The organism is Lacticaseibacillus rhamnosus (assembly GCF_900636965.1).
Classification (GTDB): domain Bacteria; phylum Bacillota; class Bacilli; order Lactobacillales; family Lactobacillaceae; genus Lacticaseibacillus; species Lacticaseibacillus rhamnosus.
The window spans coordinates 697069-719991 of sequence record NZ_LR134331.1; the positions used below are offsets into that span (position 1 = coordinate 697069).

Below are 22923 nucleotides of genomic sequence, written 5' to 3' on the forward strand. Positions count from 1 at the left end.
AGTCTGCGTGTAAGGACCTCAGTCGCAATGGCCAAGAGCGGGCCATCACGCCTGAGGCCGCTTACACTCCGGTTTCTAACCGCGCCGGCTCACGCTCACGCTCACTTTTAGAGGAGAATTTATGATAGTTAAACCTAAAATTCTGGTAATTGAAGACGATCCTGATCTGAATGAGAGTATTGTTGATTTTGTTCGGGACTTTTCTCAGCCTGAAGCTGCTTTGACGGGTGCTGATGGTTTGTATTTGGCAGAAGAGGGGATTTTTGATGCCATTGTGCTGGATATTATGCTGCCAGAGCTGAATGGGTTTGATTTGCTTAAGCAGCTGCGAGCTAAGCAAGTGAAGACCCCGGTTCTTATTTTGACGGCTAAAGATGCTCTGACAGATAAGGTGCGTGGTTTTGAGTTGGGTGGTGACGATTACCTTACCAAGCCATTCCACCGTGAAGAGCTCATTATGCGGTTAAAAGCATTGTTAAAGCGGACAGGACATTTTTTTGATGAGGATGGGTTAACAGCCGGCCCGTTTGAAGTCCACCTAAACCGGCATGAAGTCTTAATTCACGACAAACCAGTAGCGTTAAATGGAAAAGAATTCGACTTGTTAGTGTACTTATTACAGAATCAAAAAACCATTATTACGAAGGATCAGATTTTTGATCGGTTGTGGGGATTTGATTCGGATACGGCCGTCAGTGTCGTCGAAGTTTATATGTCGAACCTGCGCAAAAAGTTAAAACCGATGCAAGCCGACGTATGGATCAAAACAATTCGCAATGTCGGTTACATCTTTCAGGAACCGGAGGACCGTGCATGAATGCAGATAAAGGCATTAAGCGACAACAGCGACGTTTATTTATCGGTCAACTACTGAGCTTTGCCGGACTTTTTCTAGTGCTGGGGGTCATTGTTTTTTTCCTTTATGAACGTTCGATTTATCAAGATATCGATCATTCGCTGGAACAACAAAAAATAATGCTTACCAAGCCGGCACAAACCATGAGCGGTGCAGGTGGTCCCGGACGCCCGGTGACTTCACGACCAGTACCTTTTCGGATGAACATGGTGGTTTTTAATAAAAAAGGAAAAATCATCAATCAGGCGATGTTAGGTGAACGGTTTTATGCCTATTTCAAAACGTTAAAACTAGATCGTCAGGCAGTTAATAAGTTGCAAAATTTGCCGACTTCAAATGGCACCTTTAGAACTTTACTGGTGAAGGTTCCGGTGACGGCCGCAGATCCTCAATATGCCGGGCATTATGTGTTGATCTTGCAAAATACGGACGCTCAAGAAGCTGCCATTCGTTCTTTTCGTCAGGTTCTGATTTTGACGATTATCCTATTTTGGGCGTTGGCACTGGGCTTGTCATATTGGTTATCAACCCGTTCAATGCGCCCGATTGTTCGGTCATGGCAGCGGCAGCAAGATTTTGTGGCAGACGCAGCGCATGAACTACGAGCACCACTGGCTGTGATTCAAAGTAAACAGGAAGCCTTGCTAACCAAGCCGCAAGCCACCATTATTGACGAAAGCGAGGCCATCGCAACGTCACTGGGCGAGACCAAGCGTTTGCGGCAACTCACGGATGATTTACTGACAATTGCCAAGGCCGATAGCAACACGATTGAAATCGAATTGACCGATCTGCGGTTTGATCAAACACTGGCCCCGCAACTGGCTTCTTATCACGACATTGCGATTAGTCAGGATAAATCGTTTACCACCACGATTCCGCCAAAAAGCCATGCCTGGTTTGACGCTGCACGGATTAAACAGTTACTGGTTATCTTACTGGACAATGCATTTAAATATACCCAGGCAGGCGATTCCATCTGGGTGAAGGTCACCCAAACCTCAAAAGAGTGGCAACTGGTAGTAGGCAACTCCGGACCAAGCATTGCTGACGCGGATAAATCACGTATCTTTGAGCGTTTCTATCGCGAAGATGCATCCCGTAGCCGAAAAACCGGTGGCAGCGGTCTGGGACTAGCCATTGCCCGCTGGATTGTGACCATCCATCATGGCCATATCGAAGTAAAAGATGTTCATCCGCATGGTGCCGCTTTTGTGGTGACCTTGCCAAACAAACCGCGTGGCATTTAAAAATTAAATACGAAAAATAGCCGTTCTCCAAACTCATAGGCTTGGAGGCGGCTATTTTCATGGTGGAAAAATTAAGGGTGAAGCAGCAGTGTGAAGCTTTGGTTGGGGATCGTCAGAATAGTCAAGTTACCCGTTTTAGCTTTTAACGGGCCGGATTATTGCGGACACCATTGGCTTGTGTGAAATCAATGAAGCCCATGTTGGTATCAATGTCGCCACCATCACCACTTAAAACCAAAGTATTTAAGGTCGAGTTGAAATGGACATGCATATTGGCATTTAAGTCTTCCTGCGAATAACCCTTGATCAAAATTGGCCCAAGATTACTGCTGATCTCAGTGTCATAGTCGGTTGCTGGGTCACTAGCCTTGACGACATTAAGTGAAAATTGAACTTGCATATGAATCATCGCGTGCTGCGAATACGGCCCAACACCATCTTCAAACGTCAAAAGCAACTTCTTGTCCGAACCCAAATGCGGTTGGATCTTGTTCACAGCGCCTTCGTCAAAATGGATTTGCATCAGATCAACCCCTTTCGACGTCAATGTAGGCTGATTAAGCAGTAAAAGCAACTTTTTTGACTTAGTGGTAATTTTACAACTGCTGCTGCTCATTTGCGGCTGAGGGAGCGTCAACGGTGATCCAAATAACGGCGGTCTTAAAAATTGACGCCAATCAGAATGAACTTTTTTATTTTTAAAATCGATTTTTTGTAATGATGTATGATAATTCCATTTGTGAAGCCCTATACTATCTGAATGAAAACGGTTAACATATTAATTAAGAAATGAGGTAATTTAAAATGACAGAAACAGTAGCGCCAAACAAATTAACTAATAACGATTTAGCAAAGGTGATGTTCGATCGGCATTCGGTTCGCAAGTTCGATCCAACGGTAAAAATCAGCCGCGATGAGCTGCAAGATATGATTCGGGAGGCAACAACCGCGCCGTCCGCATGCAATTTGCAGTCGTGGCATTTTGTCATCATTGACACCTCTGAAGGCAAAGAGAAGTTGAAAAAAGCGGCCATGAAATTCAACTATCCGCAAATTGATACCAGTTCCGCCATTATTTTCGTTGCCGGCGATACCCAATCACATGAGGTCTATCGCGATGTGTGGACGAAGGTTTACGAGGCAGGCAAAATCAGTAAAGAGAAGCTGGACCAAATCTTCAACACCTTCCTACCACTGTACGAACATGCCTCACCTGAATTTCTGACTTTAGATGCGACCATTGACGGCGCTATGGTTGCCATGCAATTGTTGCTTCTAGCCCGAGCATACGGATATGACGCCAATCCATGGTCCGGGTATGACTTTAAAACGATCATCCCAACACTAGGCCTGGATCCTAAACGCTTTGTACCGGTTATGGCGGTTGCCATCGGAAAAGCCGCTGAACAGCCATTGCAAACAGAGCGCTATGACGTCAAGCAACTGATTGATTACCTAGATTAACCGAGTCACATTGACTGCGAAGAAGAAAGGAAACAAATCATGGTAGATGCAGTGAAAGCTGATCCATTCGGCAAAGTTAATGCAATTGATGTGTTAGATTTAGCAAGTTTAGAAGCGCGCGCTGAAAAAGTCCTTGGTCGCGGTGAATTCGGGTACATCAGTGAGGGCTCTGACGATGGCTACACCATGCACCGCAATACAACGGCATTTCAAGATGTGCACATGCTGCCACGTGTGTTACAAGGCGTTGAAAATCCGGATCAGTCAACAACGTTTATGGGCGCAAAACTTGCTTCACCGCTGCTAACCGCTCCCATTGCCAGCAACACTTTGGCCCACCCAAGCGGTGAACTCGGTTTAGCAAAAGGCGCCAAAGAAGCCGGTATCATGATGTCCCAAAGCACCTTTGCTTCCAAAACCATCGCGGAAACCGCAGCGGTCAGCGATGGTGCGCCATACATGTTTCAGTTGTATATGCCTAAAGACTGGGAATATTGTCAATACTTGCTAGACGAAGCGAAACAGGCCGGTGCACTGGCCATCATTTTGACAGCAGATTCAACATTAGGCGGTTATCGTGAAAAAGACGTGATGAATCATTACCATCTCAAAGGCCGACTTGCCAACCTCGAAGGCTATAACACAGGGCAATCCGGGGTTGGTGCAGGCGGTTTGTTTAAAGAATCCATGCAAAAGCTGGATCTTGGCCTGATCAGTAAATTAGCCAGTTATTCAGGCTTGCCGATTATTATCAAAGGCATCCAACACCCTGCCGATGCCGTTGCTGCCATTACAGCAGGTGCTGCGGGAATTTACGTCTCCAATCATGGTGGCCGCCAACTCGACGGGGCACCAGGCGCCATTGAACAGTTACCCGCCATCGCCGCCGCTGTGGATCATCGCGTTCCCATCATCTTTGACGGCGGTGTTCAGCGCGGCACCCATGTACTCAAAGCGCTGGCACTAGGCGCTGATCTCGTTGGCATTGGCCGACCATTTAGTTATGGGTTAGCACTTGGCGGCTGGCAAGGCGTCAAGGATGTTGCCGACCATCTGAAAATGGAAATCAACATCGCCATGCAGCTGACCGGCTGCCAGACGATGGCGGATGTGAAGCAGATGAAGGTTAAAACGACATTTGCTTAAGAAATTAAAAAGCGTTGGGCAATTTTGAAATGATTGCTCAACGCTTTTTGAATATAACGTTTAAAGATACTTGTTGATACGAAATCAAAAATGGGGGAGGCGAGAAAGACCTTTGTATCTACATTTCATTTCTTAATCTGACAAAATTATCAAAGATCCGCCGTGGCATTGCAACCACGATCTGCCCTTGGTGGAGAAGAGCCGACTTCTTTAGTCTAGCGGATAATTGACGTTGACTAGTAAATTAATCAAAGCCAAACAATCATTTCAGCTTAACGTTGATGACGATATTTACGATGAGATTCAAAGCCAAGCATACTTAATGCCGTCATAGCAAAACCAAGCAACATCATCCAAACGGTTATCACTTGATTTTCACCTGTTTGTGGGAAACTGTGCCGGCCATTTGAGTTAACCGAGGCCTTGGCGGCTAGTGGTTTGGTCACTGGTGCGGCAGTCTTAGTGCCTGGAGTTGTTTGTGTTTGAGCGATTTTGATGATATTACCGTATGGATCAACCATTTGACCATTCACAACTGACCATCCGGATACGGGATGACCGTTTTGATCAAGCACTTGTTGGCCATTAATATGATAGCCATGTTTTAATGCGTCTGCTTTAGATTCAAGCTGATGTTGTTGACGAGTAACATTATCAGCCAAAGTTTCAGCATCTTGGGCAGCTTTTAGAACTGATTTAGCTGTTTTGAGTTGTTGTTGCGCAGCGGTTAAGCTTGCGGTTGCCTCAGCCAATTTATTCTTAGCTGTCGCGGCTTTAGCCTTTGCATCTGCTAAAACAGCTTGTTTTTCACTAAGATTCTTTTCTGCCGCAACGACAGCAGCTTTGGCTTTTGCAACCCCAGCGTCAGCTTTGGCCTGTGCTTCCTTAGCTTTGATTAAACGATCCTGTGCATGATTCAGTTGATCGAGTTTGGCTTTTGCGTCTGTTACGGCTTGTTCCGCCTTCGCTAATTTAGCTTTTGCATCAGCGGTTGCGTCTTGATCTTTTTTAAGCTGGTTCTGAGCTGCTTCGAGACTTGCTTCAGCAGTAGCCTGCGCTGACTTTGCGAGTGACAGCTGTTTTTCCGCCTCAGCTTGTGCGGTTTTGGCAGCATTGAGCGCTGCAATCTTTGCTGGTTGATCTTGCAGACTTGCTTCGTAGATCTTTTGAGCAGTTGCTAATGCTGTTTCCGCGTTTGTCACAGCAACTTTGTTAACGGCCACTTTATTATCAGCACTAGTCTTTTTGACGCTGGCTGCTTTTTGATCTTGAACGGCATCATTATAGTTAGCTTGCGCCTTTGTTTGTTCACCATTAGCCTGATCAAAAGCCGATTGTGCGGCAGCTTGGGTGGCGTTTGCCGTTGCAAGGTCCGCTTGCGAGCTAGCAAGTTGAGTTTGAGCATTCTTTAGGGCAGTTGAAAGTGCTTTTGTATCCGTTGATGTATTGAAGGTTGCATCATCGTTAACGGTTGCAACATTGACAGTTAGGAAAAGGAGTTGACCAGAACGGGCGATTGTAACAGTGTCGGCTAACGTTTTGCTGGATTCGCCTACTCTATTGAACCCAAGTAAGGGTTGTAGATTTGAGGCAGCCAAAGTACCGTCTGAGGTGTCACCTGATTTACTTAAGAAACTTGATAAGACACTATTGTTAAACACATTATCTTTTAAAATAGCCATATTGTACTGAGTTAATGGGTTTGTAGGCGGGTCATCAAGCCAAGCAACTGTACCATCACTCTTTTTTGTGGGATAAAAGGCACGACTGTAAAGGAAGGAACCACCAGCAATGTCAGATGGTCCTATAACAGCAACCTTTGTAGTGCCATTAACGCTATTGCTATTAATAATGGGCGGCATACCTAATTGCGTTCGGATGCGATTAAAAATTGCGAGATAGAGGTCTTCTATATGTGATTTCTGCGCAGAAGTGAGTGAATCATAGGCGCCTGATGGGGCGGCAAAGTTAATTGACGATATACCGATCGTTCTGCCTTTGTAATCTGTGCCAGTGTTCGTGTAAGGAAGTTCTTCACTCCAGTCAGCATCCGTAGGTTTATACGAGATACTAATACCTTTAGCAATGGTGGCTAAATGTGAATGTATATAGTTACCATCTCGTGACTTGCTTGCCACCAGTTCCTTGGCAGTCGCTTTGGCATTGTCGGAGACGGTGACAGTAATGCCTTCTGCTGCTAAATCAATATTTGTCTTGGCTTGGGCCGCATCAAGAGCAGCTTGTGCATCCGTAACAGCTTTTTGTGCCTCCGCGACTTTTGCTTTAGCTGCAGTACTCTTAGCAGTTGCCTGTGCGAGTGCATCTTTGGCACTACTCGTTGTTGTGGCTTGATGGTCCAAACTAGACTTGGCTGCAGAGACCAATTGATCAGTGGCCGCTTGGGCAGTCTGTGCTTGATCGGCTTCTGCTTGGGCCTTGCTTAAAGCACTTTTGGCAGCGGCAAGGCTAGTGCTTGCTTGATCGACTGCAGTCTTGGCCGCCGTTGTATCAAGGGCCTTGGCAGCATCACTGGTGGCTTGCTTGGTGACGTTAACCTTGGATTGTTCTTGAGCGGTAGCATTTGCGGCGGATTGGGCGGCAGAACTAGCAGCGGATTGAGCAGCTTGATCTTTGGCCTGCTGACTCGTTGCTAAATTAACAGTAGATTGGGCCGCTTCTTGTTCCGCCTTAGCATCACTCACAGCTGTCGCAGCAGACTGCTTGGCTTCCGGTGTTGCCGCATCAGCTGCAGATTGTGCTGCGGAGGTCTGAGTTGCAGCAGACTCGGCGGCAGCAGCAGAACTGGCTGCTACACTTTGGGCCGCTTCCTTTGCTGCTTGGGCCGCGTCAACCTTTTGTTGCGCAGCGCTTTGTTTTTCCGTAGTGTCGGCGACATTTTTTGATGCATCATCCTTAGCTTTTTGGGCCGCATCGACATTGCCTTGCGCATCTTTTACGCCTTGTTGCGCAGATTCGACCGGTGTTTTAGCCGAAGTATCAGCCGCGGACTGAGCTGTCTTGCTTGTCGCACTGCTGGTTGGCGTTTGGTCATCGGCGTGTACGGTCGTCACACCGCCAGCAACGGTCAATACGGCGGCTGTTGCCACAGTGGTGGTGAGTAACGAATTATGCTTATTCATTTTTAAGCCCCTCCAAATGTAAAATCTAAACCCCATTTACTTAGATGTTATTGATAACAACATCTACACTAGGAATATTAAAATTATTTTGGTTAAAGTGAAGCTTTGTTGCATATTCGCAATTTTAGTTGTGTACAACATTGTTTGTGCATGGTACTTTAATAAAAAGTTCGTATAGCCTTCGTTATCCTTTGAGCAAGCACAATTAAATTTCGGGTGCGACCAAGTAAATTGGGCAAAGATAGGGTCGTGTGCAATAATACTGTTTTGAAGATGACACAAAAGAACCAAGTCGCTTTTAAAATGAGATAAAGTGATTCGGTTCTTTTTAAATTACATGATTGGAAATTTAGATTCGTAAGCTCGTGATCATTCATAAAAACACGCTAACACGGAAGATACCTGTTATGCTAAGTTTGTCAGTTGGATGGGGTACCGGTTAGAAAGGGTGTTGAATGTGGATGAAAATTTTGAACTTAAAAGACTGGGTAAATTTTTTAAGGATTTCCGAACAGGGAGAGATTTAACTTTAAAGGAAGCTGCAGGCGAAGATTGGTCCGCAACCACTTTGTCGCGTTTTGAGAATGGCGTTAGTGACATTAGCAATGAGAAGGCTACGGGGTTAATTCGTCGGATCGGAATACAGCCCCAAGATTTCTTACTGTATCCTGAAGCTCCGGGAGCTTTTCCCATGCACTTACAAACGCTTATTCAAATAAACGACATCAATGCTTTGACAAAACGACGCGCAGAGTTCTTTTTAGAGAATAAGAAAACAACTAGTATGACCAAGTTAGCCTCAGTCCTTTTTGATGCTGGTATTCATTGGCCTGAAGCAAAGTATCATTTTGATGCTGAAGCAGAACAAATTATCGCGGATCGGTTGACTATTCCCGAAAATCTGACCCCGTTCGAATGGGAGATACAGGAAGCCATCATGGGACCCGCAAGTCATGAGCTATTGATGTTACTTTGGTATCGAACAGATCGAATGAAACATAATTTGCGCAAAGAAGAGCGTGGAACAATTCTTGCAAAATTGTGGCTTGGTGCCTTGATGGATCGTGATGTTGAATTTCTTGATACTTTTAGATCTGATTTGACCGAAGAAATGGATAAGTACGGCGAGTTAGAATCATACACGGAGTGGCAAGAAGTATGGCATTTCACCAAATTGTTAGAACAATGGGTCGTTTCTCAAAACGTCGCTCATGAAAAACAAATTGATGATATGATTACCGACACACAGTTGATGGGTGATATTAGCCAAGCTAAATATTTTACGTTGATATTTGCTCGTACAAGGCAGGGACATCCGTATCACAACTATGAACTGAAAAATCCCGATCCTATGCCGATTGTAGTCCGTAAGACGGCTGGCGGTGTGATACTTGGCCGTAGACGCTATTTGGGCCTTCATCTAGACGACATTGTCTTGGGTCGCAACAAATCGACACTTCGCCGTTTTGAAAAAGCTGAGTCACAACTTTCTTTTGGCGGCTTGGTTCAGCTAAGTGGACAAATGGCTGTTTTAGTACCTACTTTACTTGGAAGTATGAATGTCACATTGCAAGGCCAAAATCGCAATATCACATTGTGGTTTTCCTGGTATGACATGGTGTCACTTAAAGCGCGCGGCAAGGACGTTGCAAGTGCCCAAGATGTGATAAATCGAACCATGAAATTCATGAAAGATGTTCCAGCAAAGATCCGGCAAGGACAGCTCTTTGTCTTGCAACGTGCGGCCATGGAGGTTGGATTTAACCATTTTGATGAAAGTGAACAACGGACAGTCGCCTCTAAACTTTTGAAGCAACTGCTAAAGTCAAATCATTGGGGATTATTTGAATACTTAATCCTACGCTATATTTGTCCTTTATTAGCATTCGATGACTTATCGTTGTTATTTCAACATGTTCAGCGTATTTTAAGCAAGCAACCGGGATTTTTTGGTCGCTCATATGCATACGGTGCCATGTCCCTTGCATTTGTCTGTGCAGTGAAAACAAAGTCGTCTGATGAAGTCGTAAATTTTATTCAGGGTCTGGGCTGGATCAATGATATCGATGAAGCTGATGGTTCGCGGTGGATGGCAATGGGTAGCAGAGAGATAGCGCTTGACTTAATTCAGAAGACTGAAACAAGCAAAAACGCGGTTAAACAATTTATTGTTCGTTGTCAGAACACGGGGCATCATAAAGTCTTGGCTGATTTAAAGGATTATTGGCGTGAACTAGTACCGAATGACTATTTTAAGATCTAACAAGTAATCACTGATAAACAAATAAACAAACACTGAAAGCGTGTGAATGACGGACTAGAAGCTTGAAATCTAAAAATTTTTGGTGCTCTTTTTATGAAGTGCGTCTTGTTAGTATAAAAATAACCGCAACTCCTTTGAAAGAGTTACGGCCACTGCCTGCCAAGCAAGGAATGTCGGACATTCCTTTGGACATTCTTTTTTTGATTTTCTTTGCAATTAAATGACAGTTTTTAAGCTGAAACTATCATTTAAATCCTTAATATGACAATGATTGACAGCCGTTTATATAACAACTATGGATCTTAACGGACTTGAACCGTCGACCTCCTGCATGCCATGCAGGCGCTCTCCCAGCTGAGCTAAAGACCCGCTATTTCAATGCGTATAAACAAAGTTGTGCCTAAACTATTTTCGAAAACGATTATACCAAGGTTGACGGCTGCTTTTCAACTAGGATGCTGGCCAAAATGGAAAACTTGGCACACTTAGAATTTGGGTTAAATCGCGAAGTCTGGGGACTAACGAAAATATTGTGCAAAGTCACGTTTAGTCTCTAGTGATTATGCTGCTCAGACGTTTACTTAACACATTTACAGGCAAAGAAGTCTGTGTACGAACCTTAAGTGCAATTGCCGAGCCCGAGTGATCACGTTTATGGCACTTACGCTTCGACTTCTAGCCGCGCCGGTTTACCACGCTTGCACAGAAAAAAGCGAGGCCCCAACCCCGCTTTTTTCAATACTCCTCCACTGAGGTTACCCACTTCTACTACCTCAACCTGTCATAAATTATGGCGCCTTTATTGAGTGGCTCCCAGCAAATTTGCATATATGCATGTTAAAGTATCTTAGTTTTTGTAATTTTAATCTTTGTAGGATGAGACAAACTTATCAATAAAGCCTTTCGGTAAATGCTTGATATTGAAACTTTTCAAATTTGTAATTGCATTAGGATGGCCTATACGCAAGGATTCATGGACGTAGAGTTCAACTTGATCCGCATTAGCTTTACTTGGATCGAGGAGATAACGCCCAAGATACCAAGAACCCAAAGCTTCCCAGCGCTCGGGACTTGGATCAGTGGATGTCAATAGCCATCTAAAGCTTTGCAAAAATGCGCTCAGCTCTTTTGATGAATAGTGGAGAATAACCCGAATAATAGCTTGATTCAGTCCACTAAAAACGTAATTAATTCCTACCGTTAGTGGGTGCTTAACAACGACATGATTCCCTTTTTGGAACAGCATTGTCAGTTGTTCAGGATTTAGCCAATTGACGAGTTCTTGACTAGTGTGGGTTTCTAAGGCGCCCCAGTGATTATTCTGTAATAATCTTGACAGAAGTATGGGTGCTTGCCGAAGCATTGTGGGATCATTTGCTGACACTAATCCTGATGCTGATTTCAATACAAATAGTTGCATGTTGAGTGTGTTTGCTGGTATATCAGAAAATTGAGTCGTGAATTGATGAATGAGATTGGCGACTAAATGTTTGTCTTCGTTTAGAGCAGTAGCTTGCTGTACTTGTTTGAAAGTTTGTTTTAGTGAGATCTTTCCTAGAACATTGTCTGATGTCGGATCAAGTGAGCTAAGAATCTGCGAAGGTAATAAAGCTAACTCACCACAAAGTTGAAATAAACAAGATGCGGCTAGTTGCGTCTGACCGTTTTCAAAGCGTCTTAATGTTGTGGGGGAGACATTTAAATTAATGTCCGTGATTTTGAGACCGAGATACAGACGTTGGCGTTTAACAACTTCCTGAGCTGTGTGTGCTTCCGTTAGTTTACGCGGATGGTCAATTAATTGCGTGTTGTGATACACACTTCCAGATTGAGTTCGCACTAACATCATTTCAAACCACCGAGCATCAGTCATAACATCGTATTTTTTCAGGATACTAATGATTGCTTGGATCTTGGCTTTATTTTGATTCGTTGGTGTGCGCAGCCAGTTTGCAACACTGCGACCGTATTGCCAGTTTGGCATGAATTCAATGATGCGGTCGCGAACTGAATCAGCGACGTACCATTCTGCCAATTCAGACTCCATATCGTTAACGAGTTCCATATCTTGATCCATCAAGGCACCGAGCCATAACAATAGTTCGATCATTTCCCGAGGTTGGCGCCAGTTGTCAGGAATTCGTTGAGCACGATGCCAAAGCAAAGACAGCAGTTCATGGCTGGCCGGACCAGCGATTGCCTTGTAAAGTTCTAACTCTAAGATGGTAAAACGTTCAGGGGTAGCCAAGCGGTCTGCCAAAAGCTGCTCATCTTCACTGCTAAATCGAAACTGGGGATTAGGCCAATTTTCAGCTGCCGCGAACATAAGGCGGGCTAACTCAGTCATGCTATTGATATGTGGATGTGCAGCAAAGAATCCACGCTTGCGTGCCTCCAAAATGGCAATGTCATTTAACTGCGTGAGGTCTTGTAATTGTAAAGGAAAATTGGCCGGAATCGATTCATAAAACTCCAAAAAATCTAATTCATCGATGCCAATTTTGGTCATAAGTGACAGCATTTTGTCGGTACTAATATCGATTTCACCGCGTTCGAATCTTGATAAAGTGGCAGCAGACCAGTTACTGCTGACTTCCTGCAGAGTTAAGCCACGTGCGATGCGTTGACTGCGAAAGAAGCTCCCCAAAGCCTCTAATACGGAACCGCTTTTATTCGTTTTCAAATATACCCCCTCCAAAGATGTTTTAATTCAGGTGGCATCCATGATACGTATATCGGTGAGTGTCATGGAGCATGTAGACGATATAAGCCAATTATGAGAGAACGACGGTGCAGAAAAAAGATTTTTTGCATATATGCAACTTTATTGTACACACCAGCGGCAAAACTACGATTATCATGATCGCACGGATTGAACAAAAAAGACTCTAGGATTAAGAACTTCAAAAATTCTCAATGCTAGAGTCTTATTTAAAAAATCCCAACGCTTGTTACCTATATACCTGCTACCAAGCCTGCGCTGCTTTATATAATTACTTGGCGACTTTCAATTATGGATCCAAACGGACTTGAACCGTCGACCTCCTACATGCGAAGCAGGCGCTCTCCCAACTGAGCTATGGACCCAAAACACAAACCTAATTGTACTGAACTTCGACGTTGGTGTAAAGGGGATTGACCGTAATTGGGCAAGGATGTCTGCCGTTAAGCAAGGAAAATAATAGTGGAAAGCACGATTATTTTGGAAAGCACATACGAGGCACTTGCAGAAAAGGCGGCCATATGATTGATTTCGGAATGACAGCGCCTGACTCAAAGTTTTATCAAGCTTATCTTGATTCAGCTCGCCGGGTGATAAGGGCAATGAAGACGTTTTGGAGCACACCTCCGATAACGAAGATGAGCCAAGAATAGCTCCAGGTATCGAAAAGGGTTGAGGCCAAGAAGTAGGTGACAAGAATCAGTGGCCAATAAACTTGCCGGAAAAGTGCAATGTCTTGACGTGCGCGCTGGTTATGGTGGTGTTTTGCTGCGGACCAACTGCTTGTGTGTTCGTCATGGGGTTCCGGAGCTGAATTTGGGACTGTTGTGGCGTAGGTGTAACGTTTCAGTTGCGAATAATTAATGGAAACATAAAGAATAAGATAAGTACCTAATCCTGCGATAATGAGAAACAGCGCGCCACCTGCGTCATCGCTGATAAAATGGCTAATGTATTCAGAGAGGATGGCAGGGATGAGAGAGCAGATGCAAATCATGATGCCAACGATCAGGCCCGCAGCGAATTGCCGACTATAGGCCGCCGTTTCTTGTTGGGCAAGGTGCTTGGCGCTTTTGGTGATTGGTCGGTCATTGAGTAACTTTTTTTGCTGGCTGTACGTGGTGCCTGCCCAAATGAAGAGACCGACTGCGATGGCGTCTAGTAGGAACATGCCAATGACCCCGAACACTTCATAACGAGAGGTGCCGGCATAGGCAGGTAAGGCGACGCTGATGCAGCATAGCAATACGCCAAGCGCGATTTGGGTGGCAAAATGGTCAACGCTTTGCCAAAAATGCCGCAGTTCTGATTCGGTAATGGCATCATCGTCGGCTGCCGCTTCAGCACGGTTGGGATCGGATTGCACCGGGAGGCCCAGATCAGCGCGCAACTCATCTAAGGAACCAAATGCACTGATCACAGCACCGATGGCTTCTTCTTCACTTTTACCGTCCCGTAGCAAATCGCGATAATAGTCGCGCATGTTGGCGAGCATGTCGGTTTTTGCCTGTTGGGTTTTGGCATTATCGGGTAGTGAGGCGAATAGACTATCTAAGTAGGTTTTAATCGTATCCATGGGCAGGTTCCTCCAAAGGCTAAAGATCGGTTAACGGCTGATTCAAGAATAAATCGACAACAGTTTTGACGCGGCGCCATTCTGCGGCTTTAACTGCGAGAAAGGTTTGACCGCTTGAGGTGATGCGATAGTAAGTTCGCGGCTTTCCATTTGTGACTGCACCGGGGTAAGCTTCGATATAGCCATTTTTACTTAAACGGTTGAAGGCGGCGTAAAGGGTGGTCTCGCGAATGATGTATTGTCCGGAGGTTCGTTCGCGAATTTCTTTGCCAATTTTGTAACCGTACGAATCGCCTTGATGTAAAATGGCGAGAATAAGGACGTCATTATAGCCACGCATGGCATCACTACTGATCACGAGCGCGCCTCCTTTGTGCAGGGTTGGTTGGTGCAGCAGTGGTCGTGAACTAACTGGCAAAGGTGCCGTTCGTTGACTACTGCATCTGATGAAGTAATGCTAACACGATTACTTCATCAGGTAAAGTAAAAAAACACCTTCAATCATGAAGGTGTTTGCTGATAGTCGATTAATGTACAAAAACAGTAACGAATGTAACTAGCCCAAACAGAATACCTGGCATATTAGAGATAATGATTGGCCAATCTTTGTAAGTTTTTAACCAGCCATAGCAAGTCCATAAGGTAGCATTAACCATTGCTACTAATGGTTGAATTGGATTGACTGGACTTCCAGAAAAGTTTGCAATGATTTCCGGAATGTACGAAACATACATTAAAATACAGGTAAAAGTTGCCAGCTTACTGAGGAGTTTGAGCCGCTTTATTCGGGCGGGGTCAACACCATCAGGATATTTCCCAGTATCAACGCGCATTTAAAATGCCCCCTTCTTTTAGGATAAAAATAACTTTAACACGATTGGTCTTAAATGCCAAGTCGAGGTGATGGCTGTGATAGAATCGAATAGGCGGCCAGCATCGCGTTGGTCAATTTTTATTTTTTCTGAAAAAGCACGAAATGAGGGAACTTTATGGCAGACAAAGAGACAGATATGGTCACTCGGATTCAGAAGCAGGAAGGTGCCGATGCGATCATGGATAAGGGGTTTGTGACCGAACGGGATATCCCTGAAATGATGGATAAGACATGGAGTGGGAAGTTGTTAGATGCCATTAATGATGAATTGCGCCTACGCACAGTTATAAATCGAGCAGTGATGCAACAATTTCATTATTATATGGGTGATGGAACGATTATCTATGATCCCGGCCAGCTGAATTCAGAAGGGGCAAAGATTGCATTGCAGCATGCTTTAGGTTTCCGGAAATAAAACCTTGATCTTAAAGCAACTGGAGGCATCATTTACAGAGAAAAGGGCCCAGTCAAAACGACTTTACCGACCATATGCCCTTCTTCTACTAATTGAGTGGCAGCTTTTAAGTTTGCTACATTAATGCCGGTGAATTCTTTGGTTACCGAAGCCTTTATTTGTCCGTCTTGATACAGAGTTAGAAGTTTGCTGAGGATCGCGCCTTGAGAAGCAATGTGGTACGCAAAATCGGTTTTAGCAAACATATACTCGTAATCAAAACTGGCTGCTTTATCTTTGACGACTGCCAAATCAAGCCCGGCTTGCGGACCGACAATGCACCCAATATGGCCAAATGCCCGAATTAACTGACTGGCAGCGGCTAGATAGGGTTCGGGATGATAGAGGAGCGCAATACCATCAACGGTTTGAATGCCGGCTTGATGGATTTGGGCGATCAGATCCTCGTGGTAATCGAGCGGCACATCAACGTGATGGTCGCGCAGCCATGGATGATTTTTGGGACTACTCGTGGCTAAAACAGTTAAGCCGCTCCAATGGGCTAACTGACTGAGCATGGAACCGACACCGCCAGCGCCATTGATAATCAGTAATTGTTGACCTTTATTCGCATTGTACTCGGGAATGAAGCCCATTTTTTCAAATAGCAACTCCCAAGCCGTCAATCCGACCAGTGGCAGTGCTGCCAAGTCAGCAGTAGGGGCTTGTTGTGGTGCGCGGGCAATTAGTCGTGCGTCAACTGCCTGATATTGCTGATTACTGCCGGGTTTGCGGGTGGTGCCGGCGTAAATGACCCGATCGCCAACATGATAACCAGCAACCTGTGCGCCAACTTGGGTGATGGTTCCAACTGCATCATATCCCAGCACTTGTGGTGTTGCTTGTCGCGTTGCCGCTTGCCGACGTTTGGTGTCAATCGGATTGACCGATACGCCGTCAACTTGTACAACGACTTCATTTGGTTGGGGAGTCGGGACAGGGAGGGCAAAGCTTTGGAAGCTGTTTTCGGCAGTGATCGCTAAGCCTTTAGTAAAACCGATCGCAATATTTTGTGACATTTGAATCGTCCTTTCGTTTAATCTGTCGTTATTGTAACCTTTTTATGAAGTGAGTTGGAAATGCACAGGTTATTTGGTAAAATGTGCAGGATATTGGCGAAACAAGCCAAGTGTGCGCAACCCAGCTTGAAAAATTCGATGCCGATTGACGAATCATAAAAAATTAACGATGAACATGACGTGAAGACGATAGCTTTAAGGAGGCTGCTCGTGAAAAAATTTGGCTCAAAACGTGAATTGATAGGCTTGGTCATTGTCTTAGTACTGGCAGCGGCGGGGTTTGCATTTTTCGCGTGGTACACGATGCGGCCGGCTGATACGATCGGGACAATTGCGACAATTAGTTTTGGCATTGTATTATCCGCCTTGATTGGTATCGTCTTATTGTTAGATGCTGCAGCCAGGACTCGGTGGCGACGTTTCTGGATTGATCTTTTGTTCGCCGGGTTAATGCTGGCGCTGATTGATTATTACTTCCTGGATGTCACCGCGCCGTGGCAGATGCTGGTGACGGGTGCTGGCCTGGCCGTGGTACTGGTTGCACTCTTAGCTATTCGAAAGATCGATGAATAGTGTTAATGACGACTAGCAAAAAAGCTCTCCGAAAAATTTATTCGGGGAGCTTTTTTGCTTTTACGTATGCGTGCTAGTTCATACGCTGGACGGTTACAGGAACCGTTTTTGGCAGTACTTTTGACAGTTCGGTTAACAGGTTTTGAAGACTGGCCTGAAATGTCAGGCGGACCATCCGGCGTTTGCTAAGGGCAAATACGGCAACAACCCATTCCTGGCCATTTGGAAGGCTTACCGGTGTCAAGGTGATACTGGACATGTGCGTGTATGGAATCACGCGCGCCAGTAAACCGTTGGCGATCAGGCGAGTAGGGGCCAGTCCGCCAGTCCCTGCCATAATGGATAGCACCAAAAAGATCGAGATGAAAATAATATACGGCATGTTGTTGACTCGGGTTGTCATAAACCAAAAGCCAAGCAGCACGGCCCAGATAAGCTGAGATACTGCATATCGGGAAGTAAATTGGATCTTACTTTGCCAAAAAAGATAGTAGCCAGCTAGGCCAATTAAAACGATGTCCAGTCCGATCAATAACACATTAAAACTATTCATGAGGTACTCCTTTTTGGTCAACTTCATCTGTGGGGTGATCTGATTCGTACAAACCAGAAACCTGCTGATACCAGCTAAAGAATCGCGTGACGACAATTTTCAAAACGGCAAAGCCAGGGATGCCGAGAATGACCCCGACCAAGCCAAAGAGATTGCCGGCTGTGAGCAGGACAACCACAATGGTAATGGGATGAAGTTCAAGTTTGCTGCCCATAACCAGCGGCGAAATCAATTGCGTTTCGATCAACCATTCAATAAAGAAGACGACAATCACGGCGAGAATCATGCGTGGAGAAGTTAACGCGCCCATGATTAGCGGTGGGATCATCGCAAGGGCCGAGCCGAAATAAGGGATCAGATTCAACGGGCAAGCCAACAAGCCGAAAATCAAACCGTAACGCAATCCGATAACCGAATAGCCGATCATGAACATCACCGCAACGCATAATGCGACCGTGATCTGGCCTTGCACGTATGAACCGACTTTTTCATTCATTTCATGGAGCATTTGCTTAACCGAGCGGCGCAGTTTCGTTGGTACAATCTGCAAGATCATCGGCGTGAACTTATCGCCATCTTTTAGCATAAAGAAGAGGATGATGGGCGCAGTGGAAATTGTGACGACCACATTGCCGACAATGCCAATCAGATTCTGCAGCTGTGAAATGGTGCCAGTCACAAAGGCACCTTGTTTACCCGTGAAGAAAGTCTGGACTTCATTGGCAATTTCGTTGAGATCATGTTGCGACAGGATGTTCTGTTTGTCATTTAAATCATCTAACCATTTGCCGATTTCGGTAAATATTTGCGGAGCGGAATCAACGATACTGGTGATTTGATTGCTGACAGCAGGAATAAACCGTAATAAGCCCCAGACCAGCAGGCTAATCAATACAATGAACAGCAATCCGATTGCCAAGCCCCGATGCAACCCGGCTTTTTCAAGGCGGTTGATAATCGGAACGGTGAGATAGAAGAGAATGCCGGCAAAAATAAATGGCGGCGCAATAATCCCTAGAAAATCAACGACTGGTTGAAAGACCCAAGCAATTTTGGTAAAGACAAAAATGACTAGCAGGGCCAAAAGCAAATCAACTAGCAGAATCATGAACTTACTATTAACAAAGCGGCGATAGAGCCACGAGTCGGTACGTTTCAAAGGCGATCCTCCTCTAATAACGGTAAAGGTTATATTCCGGTCACAGCACGCCAAAGCGGTCAGACAGTCACAAAAGCCCTTACAAAACAAACGTAGGGCTGGCAAGTTAACCTTGTCAGTAACCGACAGCTGAAGTCGTCACTTTAGCGCTGATTTTAAGCACAAAAATCAAGTACACCTTGTATAACAATGATACTCGACTGAGTAGCATTTTTCGAGGATGGGTTCCGTGAAATGTCAAGAACGTGTAATTGCAGTCGTTACATAAAATTTACAAAAACACGCTGAAATCGTTACAAATATTATAAAAGCCTAAACAAAGGCGCTTAATGTAAATTTTACATATACAAAAGCTTTACAAATCAAAAAAATCAGGTATGATAAAGTCACAACCAAAACGGTGAGTCAATGTCGGTTCATCCGATACGGAGAGGAGTGACCCCATATGAGCATACTTCGGGGCGCTAAATGGACATTAATAACTCTGACCCTGGTCGCAACTTTGCTATTGTTTAGTAACTATGCGACGGCCGGCATCTTGTTGATGGCTCTAGATATTTTCTTAAGCTTCTTCTATGCAGTCATCAAGAGCAGATGTGATCGGCGTCAGATGCATAAGATGCCATTATTGCATAACTAATTGATGAAACAATCCACAGCCATGACGACTGTGGATTTTTTGTGAGCGCGAGCCGGCGCGGTTAGAAGTCGGAGTGTAAGTGGCCTTAAGCGTGATGGCCAAGACCGGGCCATTGCGCTTAAGGTCCTTACACGCAGACTTCTGCGCCGGGGAGCGCGTTATAGAAAGCAGGATAAAACCATCGAATTGCCCACCCAAGCATGCTTTGTCCTTGCATTGGGGAGCGGCGCGGTCCATACGCAAATAAAAAGCGTTAATGGCCTTAATATTGAGGCAAAAAGATATTTTGTTGCGCCTAACGACAGTTTTTTCAAATGAAACAGCAAAAACAATTGCAAACGTCCGTTCGTATTGGTATGCTGAGTGTAACAAAAGAGAACGAGGCGGTGAGCGGATGCCAACACAAGCAAGTCAGAAACGTTGGAAACAGATTTTACAAACAATCTATGAAGCGATCGAGGATCATGGGTACCCGCCCACGGTTCGCGAAATCGGTAAATCGGTCGGACTCAGCTCTTCCAGTACGGTCGCGGCTTACTTGGAGAAGTTGCTGGCGGCTGGCTTGATTGCCAAAGATCCGTCTAAACCGCGGACTATTGAAGTCACGACAGCAGGGCTTGATTTTATTGGGGTTCAGGCACAAGGAATCCCTATTGTCGGAACGGTTGCTGCAGGGGTTCCCATTACGGCGATTGAAAATATTGATGATTATTTTCCTGTCCCTGACGATCTTCCGTATTCCGCCGATGAATTGTTTATGCTTCGGGTCCAAGGCAGTTCGATGATTAAGATCGGCATTTTAGACGGCGATCAGATTATTGTCAAGAAACAAAATGATGCCGAAAATGGCCAGATTGTCGTTGCGATGACCGAAGAGGATGAGGCAACGGTTAAACGCTTTTACAAAGAAAAGCATGGCGTTCGTCTGCATCCGGAAAATGATGATATGGATGATATGTACTTCCCAAGTGTCACGATTCTCGGAATTGTCGTTAGTTTATATCGGCCGGCGCTTGTGTAATCAGCTCATAATTCAGTAGGACGAATCGCCCTCACATCAAAAAGACATTTACCAGCTACTTTATCGAAGTGGTGGTAAATGTCTTTTTGATTATGTACCCTGATGTCAACGTTGCAAATATCAAGGTTGGGCGAGGCGATCAAGGTCGTCTTGCGGTACCTTTTTGTAAACAGGTCCATTTGGAAGTTGCTTGAGTTGACCTTTTTTGGTGAGTTGGAATTGCAAAGTAGAACTGGCCGCTTGTGGTTGCGCTTTACCCGTGAAGGTGAAAACTCGACTTTTTAATGTAAGCTGAGCGGCAAAAATTCCCTGATCGGTACTTTCAAAAACGCCGCCTTGGTTGGCTAAGGTTTCAAGATAGTAGCCGCTGGTTGAGGACGTGACCCGGATGGCCTTTTTGCGATTATCGACTTGGACGAACGCGTGGCCGACAAGTGTACTTAAAGTGGCTTTGGGAACGGTCTTTTTAGTGGGCTTGACGTGGCTGGTGACGGTGCTGGCCGCTGGCTGTTTGGATGTAGACTTGCTTGCCGGGGTTGTGGAAGAGCAGCCGCTTAGCAAGATTAAGATGGTAAGAAATATCAGCTTTTTCATTTCCGAGCTCCTAGTGAATAAATTGGATGCAGGTCATAACGATAGGAATCACGATCATTGATAGCAAGGTGGTTTCTGTGACCATGATGGCAGCATAATCAGCATCGGCGTCATAGAGTTTGGCCACAACCGGTGCATTGGTCATGACCGGCATGCAGGACTGGAGAATAAAGATTTGTTTCATCAAGGTCGGAACCGGAGCAAAAGCAACCAATGCGGTCATGAGTAGCGGCGCAAAAAGAAAGCGGCCACTAAAGATACCCCAGGCTTCCTTGCTGAGCCGCAACTGCCGCCAGCCAGCCGTATGCAACGCAATACCGATAAAAAACATGGATCCAGGTACCGTTAAGTCACCAACATATGTCAGATCCGCCATTAGAAACTCCGGGAGCTTGATGTTCAATAAGACGAGCACAATCCCGAACATGAAGCCTAATAACGGAGGTGAGAAAACCTTGCCGAGCGCCTTTTTTAAATCAAAGCGTGCCGGTTTGGGCCCATCACCTTGGATAAGATAAACCCCGATTGTCCAGAAAATAGTGGTATTGGCCATGTAATAAACGAGGACGTAAGGAAGGCTGCGAGGACCAAACAGTGCCAAATTCACCGGTAAACCAATAAAAACCGTGTTGGAGTTGAAGAACATGGATTTAAAGGTGCCTTTTCGTGACTTCGGTACTTTCAACAAGTAACAAACCAGAAATGACAAGGCGAAAAGGATCATCATGGATAACACCGGGAAGAACAAATCCGGTAGCAAGCGCAAAAGCATACCCGCAGTGAACTTCGACGAGATGGTGACGATCATGTAAGCAGGCAATGCGACTTGGGTCACCACCTTGGCGATGACCTTGCTAGAGTGGCTGTTAAACCAGCCGCGCGCCGTTAGAAAGTAGCCGATGATGATGAGAATAAGAATTTCGAAAACGCCAAAAACGCTTGAGATAAATGCTGTCAAATACCGCCACTTCCTTATAAATTATTTTGGTCGCCGCAATGTAAACGTTCGTCCCAATTCGGCGTAGTTAGGACCGGCAAGCCGGGCAATGGGGGCCAAGGCAGTTGGATTCACATGCAGTGTCGGTAAATCAAGCACGGCTTCTGCAAAATGAAATTGACGGATTTCTAGAATAAAGAGATCCGTCATGATGATTCCCGCCGCATTACGAATGGGGACATATTGGTAAAGACTGGTTTCAAAGCGAATGCGAGCAGCTTGTAAACCCGGCACCTGAATCTCCGTGCTCGGAATCAATGGTAAATCAATCAGCGTTAATTCACTTTGATCAGGAGCCAGTCTTGCTGCGGTTTGATTCATCGCCTTGGTAAGATCAGTGCTAACCATGTGCACAACCGCTTCATGGCGAGCAAGGAGGTTGGCCGCAGTATCTTTTGGCGCTTGGCGTTCGCGCAAAATCGCAACCGATAACAACGGCAACTGATTGGAAATCCCGGTTGTAAACGAAAATGGTGCTAGATTAATGAGACCTGCTGTATTCTGGGTGGTAATCCAAGCGATTGGCCGTGGGATGATGCTGCCGGACAAAAGCTTGTATTGTTCATGCGGTGAAAGTTCGCTGGCAGATAGGTTAATCATCGTAGACCTCCAGTACATAACA

21 protein-coding genes and 2 tRNA genes are annotated in these 22923 nt (G+C 45.3%); 9 read left to right on the plus strand and 14 right to left on the minus strand.

Annotated elements, in window-relative coordinates; all coding sequences use genetic code 11:
• Window positions 1-121 precede the first annotated feature (121 nt).
• Together EL173_RS03460 and EL173_RS03465 are read left to right on the plus strand one after the other, a co-directional pair.
• Window positions 122-817, plus strand: a complete 696-nt coding sequence (locus tag EL173_RS03460) for a response regulator transcription factor (RefSeq protein ID WP_014571175.1) — start codon at window positions 122-124, stop codon at window positions 815-817.
• Window positions 814-2106: a sensor histidine kinase gene (locus EL173_RS03465; RefSeq protein WP_005684087.1), complete on the plus strand. Its 1293-nt coding sequence runs from the start codon at window positions 814-816 to the stop codon at window positions 2104-2106. The genes EL173_RS03460 and EL173_RS03465 overlap by 4 nt, the downstream gene beginning before the upstream one ends.
• A gap of 142 nt (window positions 2107-2248) precedes the next feature.
• Here the strand turns inward: EL173_RS03465 and EL173_RS03470 are convergent, their stop codons facing one another.
• Entirely contained in the window at window positions 2249-2629 is a 381-nt protein-coding gene (locus tag EL173_RS03470; RefSeq protein ID WP_005684085.1) for an iron-sulfur cluster biosynthesis family protein, read from the minus strand.
• Between the two features lie 281 nt (window positions 2630-2910).
• Here EL173_RS03470 and EL173_RS03475 point away from each other — a divergent pair, with 281 nt between their 5' ends.
• Both EL173_RS03475 and EL173_RS03480 read left to right on the plus strand, forming a co-directional pair.
• On the plus strand, window positions 2911-3570 hold the full coding sequence (locus EL173_RS03475) for a nitroreductase family protein (protein ID WP_005691897.1): 660 nt from the start codon (window positions 2911-2913) through the stop codon (window positions 3568-3570).
• Window positions 3571-3609: 39 nt separating this feature from the next.
• Window positions 3610-4716, plus strand: a complete 1107-nt coding sequence (locus EL173_RS03480) for an alpha-hydroxy-acid oxidizing protein (RefSeq protein WP_005691899.1) — start codon at window positions 3610-3612, stop codon at window positions 4714-4716.
• 272 nt (window positions 4717-4988) lie between these two features.
• Here EL173_RS03480 and EL173_RS03485 read toward each other — a convergent pair whose 3' ends face one another.
• Window positions 4989-7856 carry a coiled-coil domain-containing protein gene (locus tag EL173_RS03485; RefSeq protein WP_019728398.1) on the minus strand — a complete coding sequence of 956 codons (2868 nt, stop codon included), beginning with the start codon at window positions 7854-7856 and terminating at the stop codon, window positions 4989-4991.
• A gap of 691 nt (window positions 7857-8547) precedes the next feature.
• Between EL173_RS03485 and EL173_RS03490 the strand changes: the two genes are divergently transcribed.
• Window positions 8548-10119: a hypothetical protein gene (locus EL173_RS03490; RefSeq protein WP_014571177.1), complete on the plus strand. Its 1572-nt coding sequence runs from the start codon at window positions 8548-8550 to the stop codon at window positions 10117-10119.
• A 296-nt stretch (window positions 10120-10415) separates the two neighbouring features.
• On the opposite strand, the gene EL173_RS03495 is transcribed toward EL173_RS03490, so the two are convergent.
• The 6 genes from EL173_RS03495 to EL173_RS03520 all read right to left on the minus strand — a co-directional run bounded on the left by EL173_RS03495 (window position 10416) and on the right by EL173_RS03520 (window position 15250).
• Window positions 10416-10488: transfer RNA gene (locus EL173_RS03495), tRNA-Ala, on the minus strand.
• A 493-nt stretch (window positions 10489-10981) separates the two neighbouring features.
• Entirely contained in the window at window positions 10982-12802 is a 1821-nt protein-coding gene (locus tag EL173_RS03500) for a helix-turn-helix domain-containing protein (protein ID WP_014571178.1), read from the minus strand.
• A gap of 331 nt (window positions 12803-13133) precedes the next feature.
• Window positions 13134-13206 (minus strand) — tRNA-Ala (locus EL173_RS03505).
• A gap of 203 nt (window positions 13207-13409) precedes the next feature.
• Window positions 13410-14417 (minus strand): permease prefix domain 1-containing protein, encoded by a 1008-nt coding sequence (locus EL173_RS03510; protein WP_015764289.1) that lies wholly within the window; start codon window positions 14415-14417, stop codon window positions 13410-13412.
• A gap of 19 nt (window positions 14418-14436) precedes the next feature.
• Window positions 14437-14775: a PadR family transcriptional regulator gene (locus tag EL173_RS03515; RefSeq protein ID WP_005684080.1), complete on the minus strand. Its 339-nt coding sequence runs from the start codon at window positions 14773-14775 to the stop codon at window positions 14437-14439.
• A gap of 169 nt (window positions 14776-14944) precedes the next feature.
• Window positions 14945-15250 (minus strand): SemiSWEET family transporter, encoded by a 306-nt coding sequence (locus EL173_RS03520; protein ID WP_005684079.1) that lies wholly within the window; start codon window positions 15248-15250, stop codon window positions 14945-14947.
• A 156-nt stretch (window positions 15251-15406) separates the two neighbouring features.
• Between EL173_RS03520 and EL173_RS03525 the strand changes: the two genes are divergently transcribed.
• Complete coding sequence (locus tag EL173_RS03525) at window positions 15407-15706, plus strand: hypothetical protein (protein ID WP_005691911.1); 300 nt, start codon at window positions 15407-15409, stop codon at window positions 15704-15706.
• A 32-nt stretch (window positions 15707-15738) separates the two neighbouring features.
• On the opposite strand, the gene EL173_RS03530 is transcribed toward EL173_RS03525, so the two are convergent.
• The gene (locus EL173_RS03530) at window positions 15739-16764 is read right to left on the minus strand and encodes a zinc-binding alcohol dehydrogenase family protein (RefSeq protein ID WP_005691913.1); all 1026 of its coding nucleotides are present in this window, start codon (window positions 16762-16764) and stop codon (window positions 15739-15741) included.
• A 210-nt stretch (window positions 16765-16974) separates the two neighbouring features.
• Here EL173_RS03530 and EL173_RS03535 point away from each other — a divergent pair, with 210 nt between their 5' ends.
• A complete protein-coding gene (locus tag EL173_RS03535) occupies window positions 16975-17337 on the plus strand; it encodes a hypothetical protein (RefSeq protein ID WP_014569282.1) in 363 nt (120 codons plus the stop codon).
• Between the two features lie 73 nt (window positions 17338-17410).
• On the opposite strand, the gene EL173_RS03540 is transcribed toward EL173_RS03535, so the two are convergent.
• Window positions 17411-17890: a hypothetical protein gene (locus EL173_RS03540; protein ID WP_005684075.1), complete on the minus strand. Its 480-nt coding sequence runs from the start codon at window positions 17888-17890 to the stop codon at window positions 17411-17413.
• Window positions 17883-19049: an AI-2E family transporter gene (locus EL173_RS03545; RefSeq protein ID WP_005684073.1), complete on the minus strand. Its 1167-nt coding sequence runs from the start codon at window positions 19047-19049 to the stop codon at window positions 17883-17885. Before EL173_RS03545 ends, EL173_RS03540 begins: the two co-directional genes overlap by 8 nt.
• Before the next feature lie 445 nt (window positions 19050-19494).
• On the opposite strand from EL173_RS03545, the gene EL173_RS03550 reads away from it, so the two are divergent.
• Window positions 19495-19689 carry a hypothetical protein gene (locus tag EL173_RS03550; RefSeq protein WP_005684071.1) on the plus strand — a complete coding sequence of 65 codons (195 nt, stop codon included), beginning with the start codon at window positions 19495-19497 and terminating at the stop codon, window positions 19687-19689.
• Between the two features lie 394 nt (window positions 19690-20083).
• On the plus strand, window positions 20084-20710 hold the full coding sequence (gene lexA, locus EL173_RS03560; protein ID WP_005691921.1) for a transcriptional repressor LexA: 627 nt from the start codon (window positions 20084-20086) through the stop codon (window positions 20708-20710).
• A gap of 120 nt (window positions 20711-20830) precedes the next feature.
• On the opposite strand, the gene EL173_RS03565 is transcribed toward lexA, so the two are convergent.
• The 3 genes from EL173_RS03565 to EL173_RS03575 are packed head-to-tail and all read right to left on the minus strand — an operon-like array spanning window position 20831 to window position 22901.
• Window positions 20831-21304 carry a hypothetical protein gene (locus EL173_RS03565; protein ID WP_019728400.1) on the minus strand — a complete coding sequence of 158 codons (474 nt, stop codon included), beginning with the start codon at window positions 21302-21304 and terminating at the stop codon, window positions 20831-20833.
• A 10-nt stretch (window positions 21305-21314) separates the two neighbouring features.
• On the minus strand, window positions 21315-22262 hold the full coding sequence (locus EL173_RS03570) for an AEC family transporter (RefSeq protein ID WP_005684066.1): 948 nt from the start codon (window positions 22260-22262) through the stop codon (window positions 21315-21317).
• A 21-nt stretch (window positions 22263-22283) separates the two neighbouring features.
• Window positions 22284-22901, minus strand: a complete 618-nt coding sequence (locus tag EL173_RS03575) for a flavin reductase family protein (protein ID WP_005691923.1) — start codon at window positions 22899-22901, stop codon at window positions 22284-22286.
• Window positions 22902-22923 lie beyond the last annotated feature (22 nt).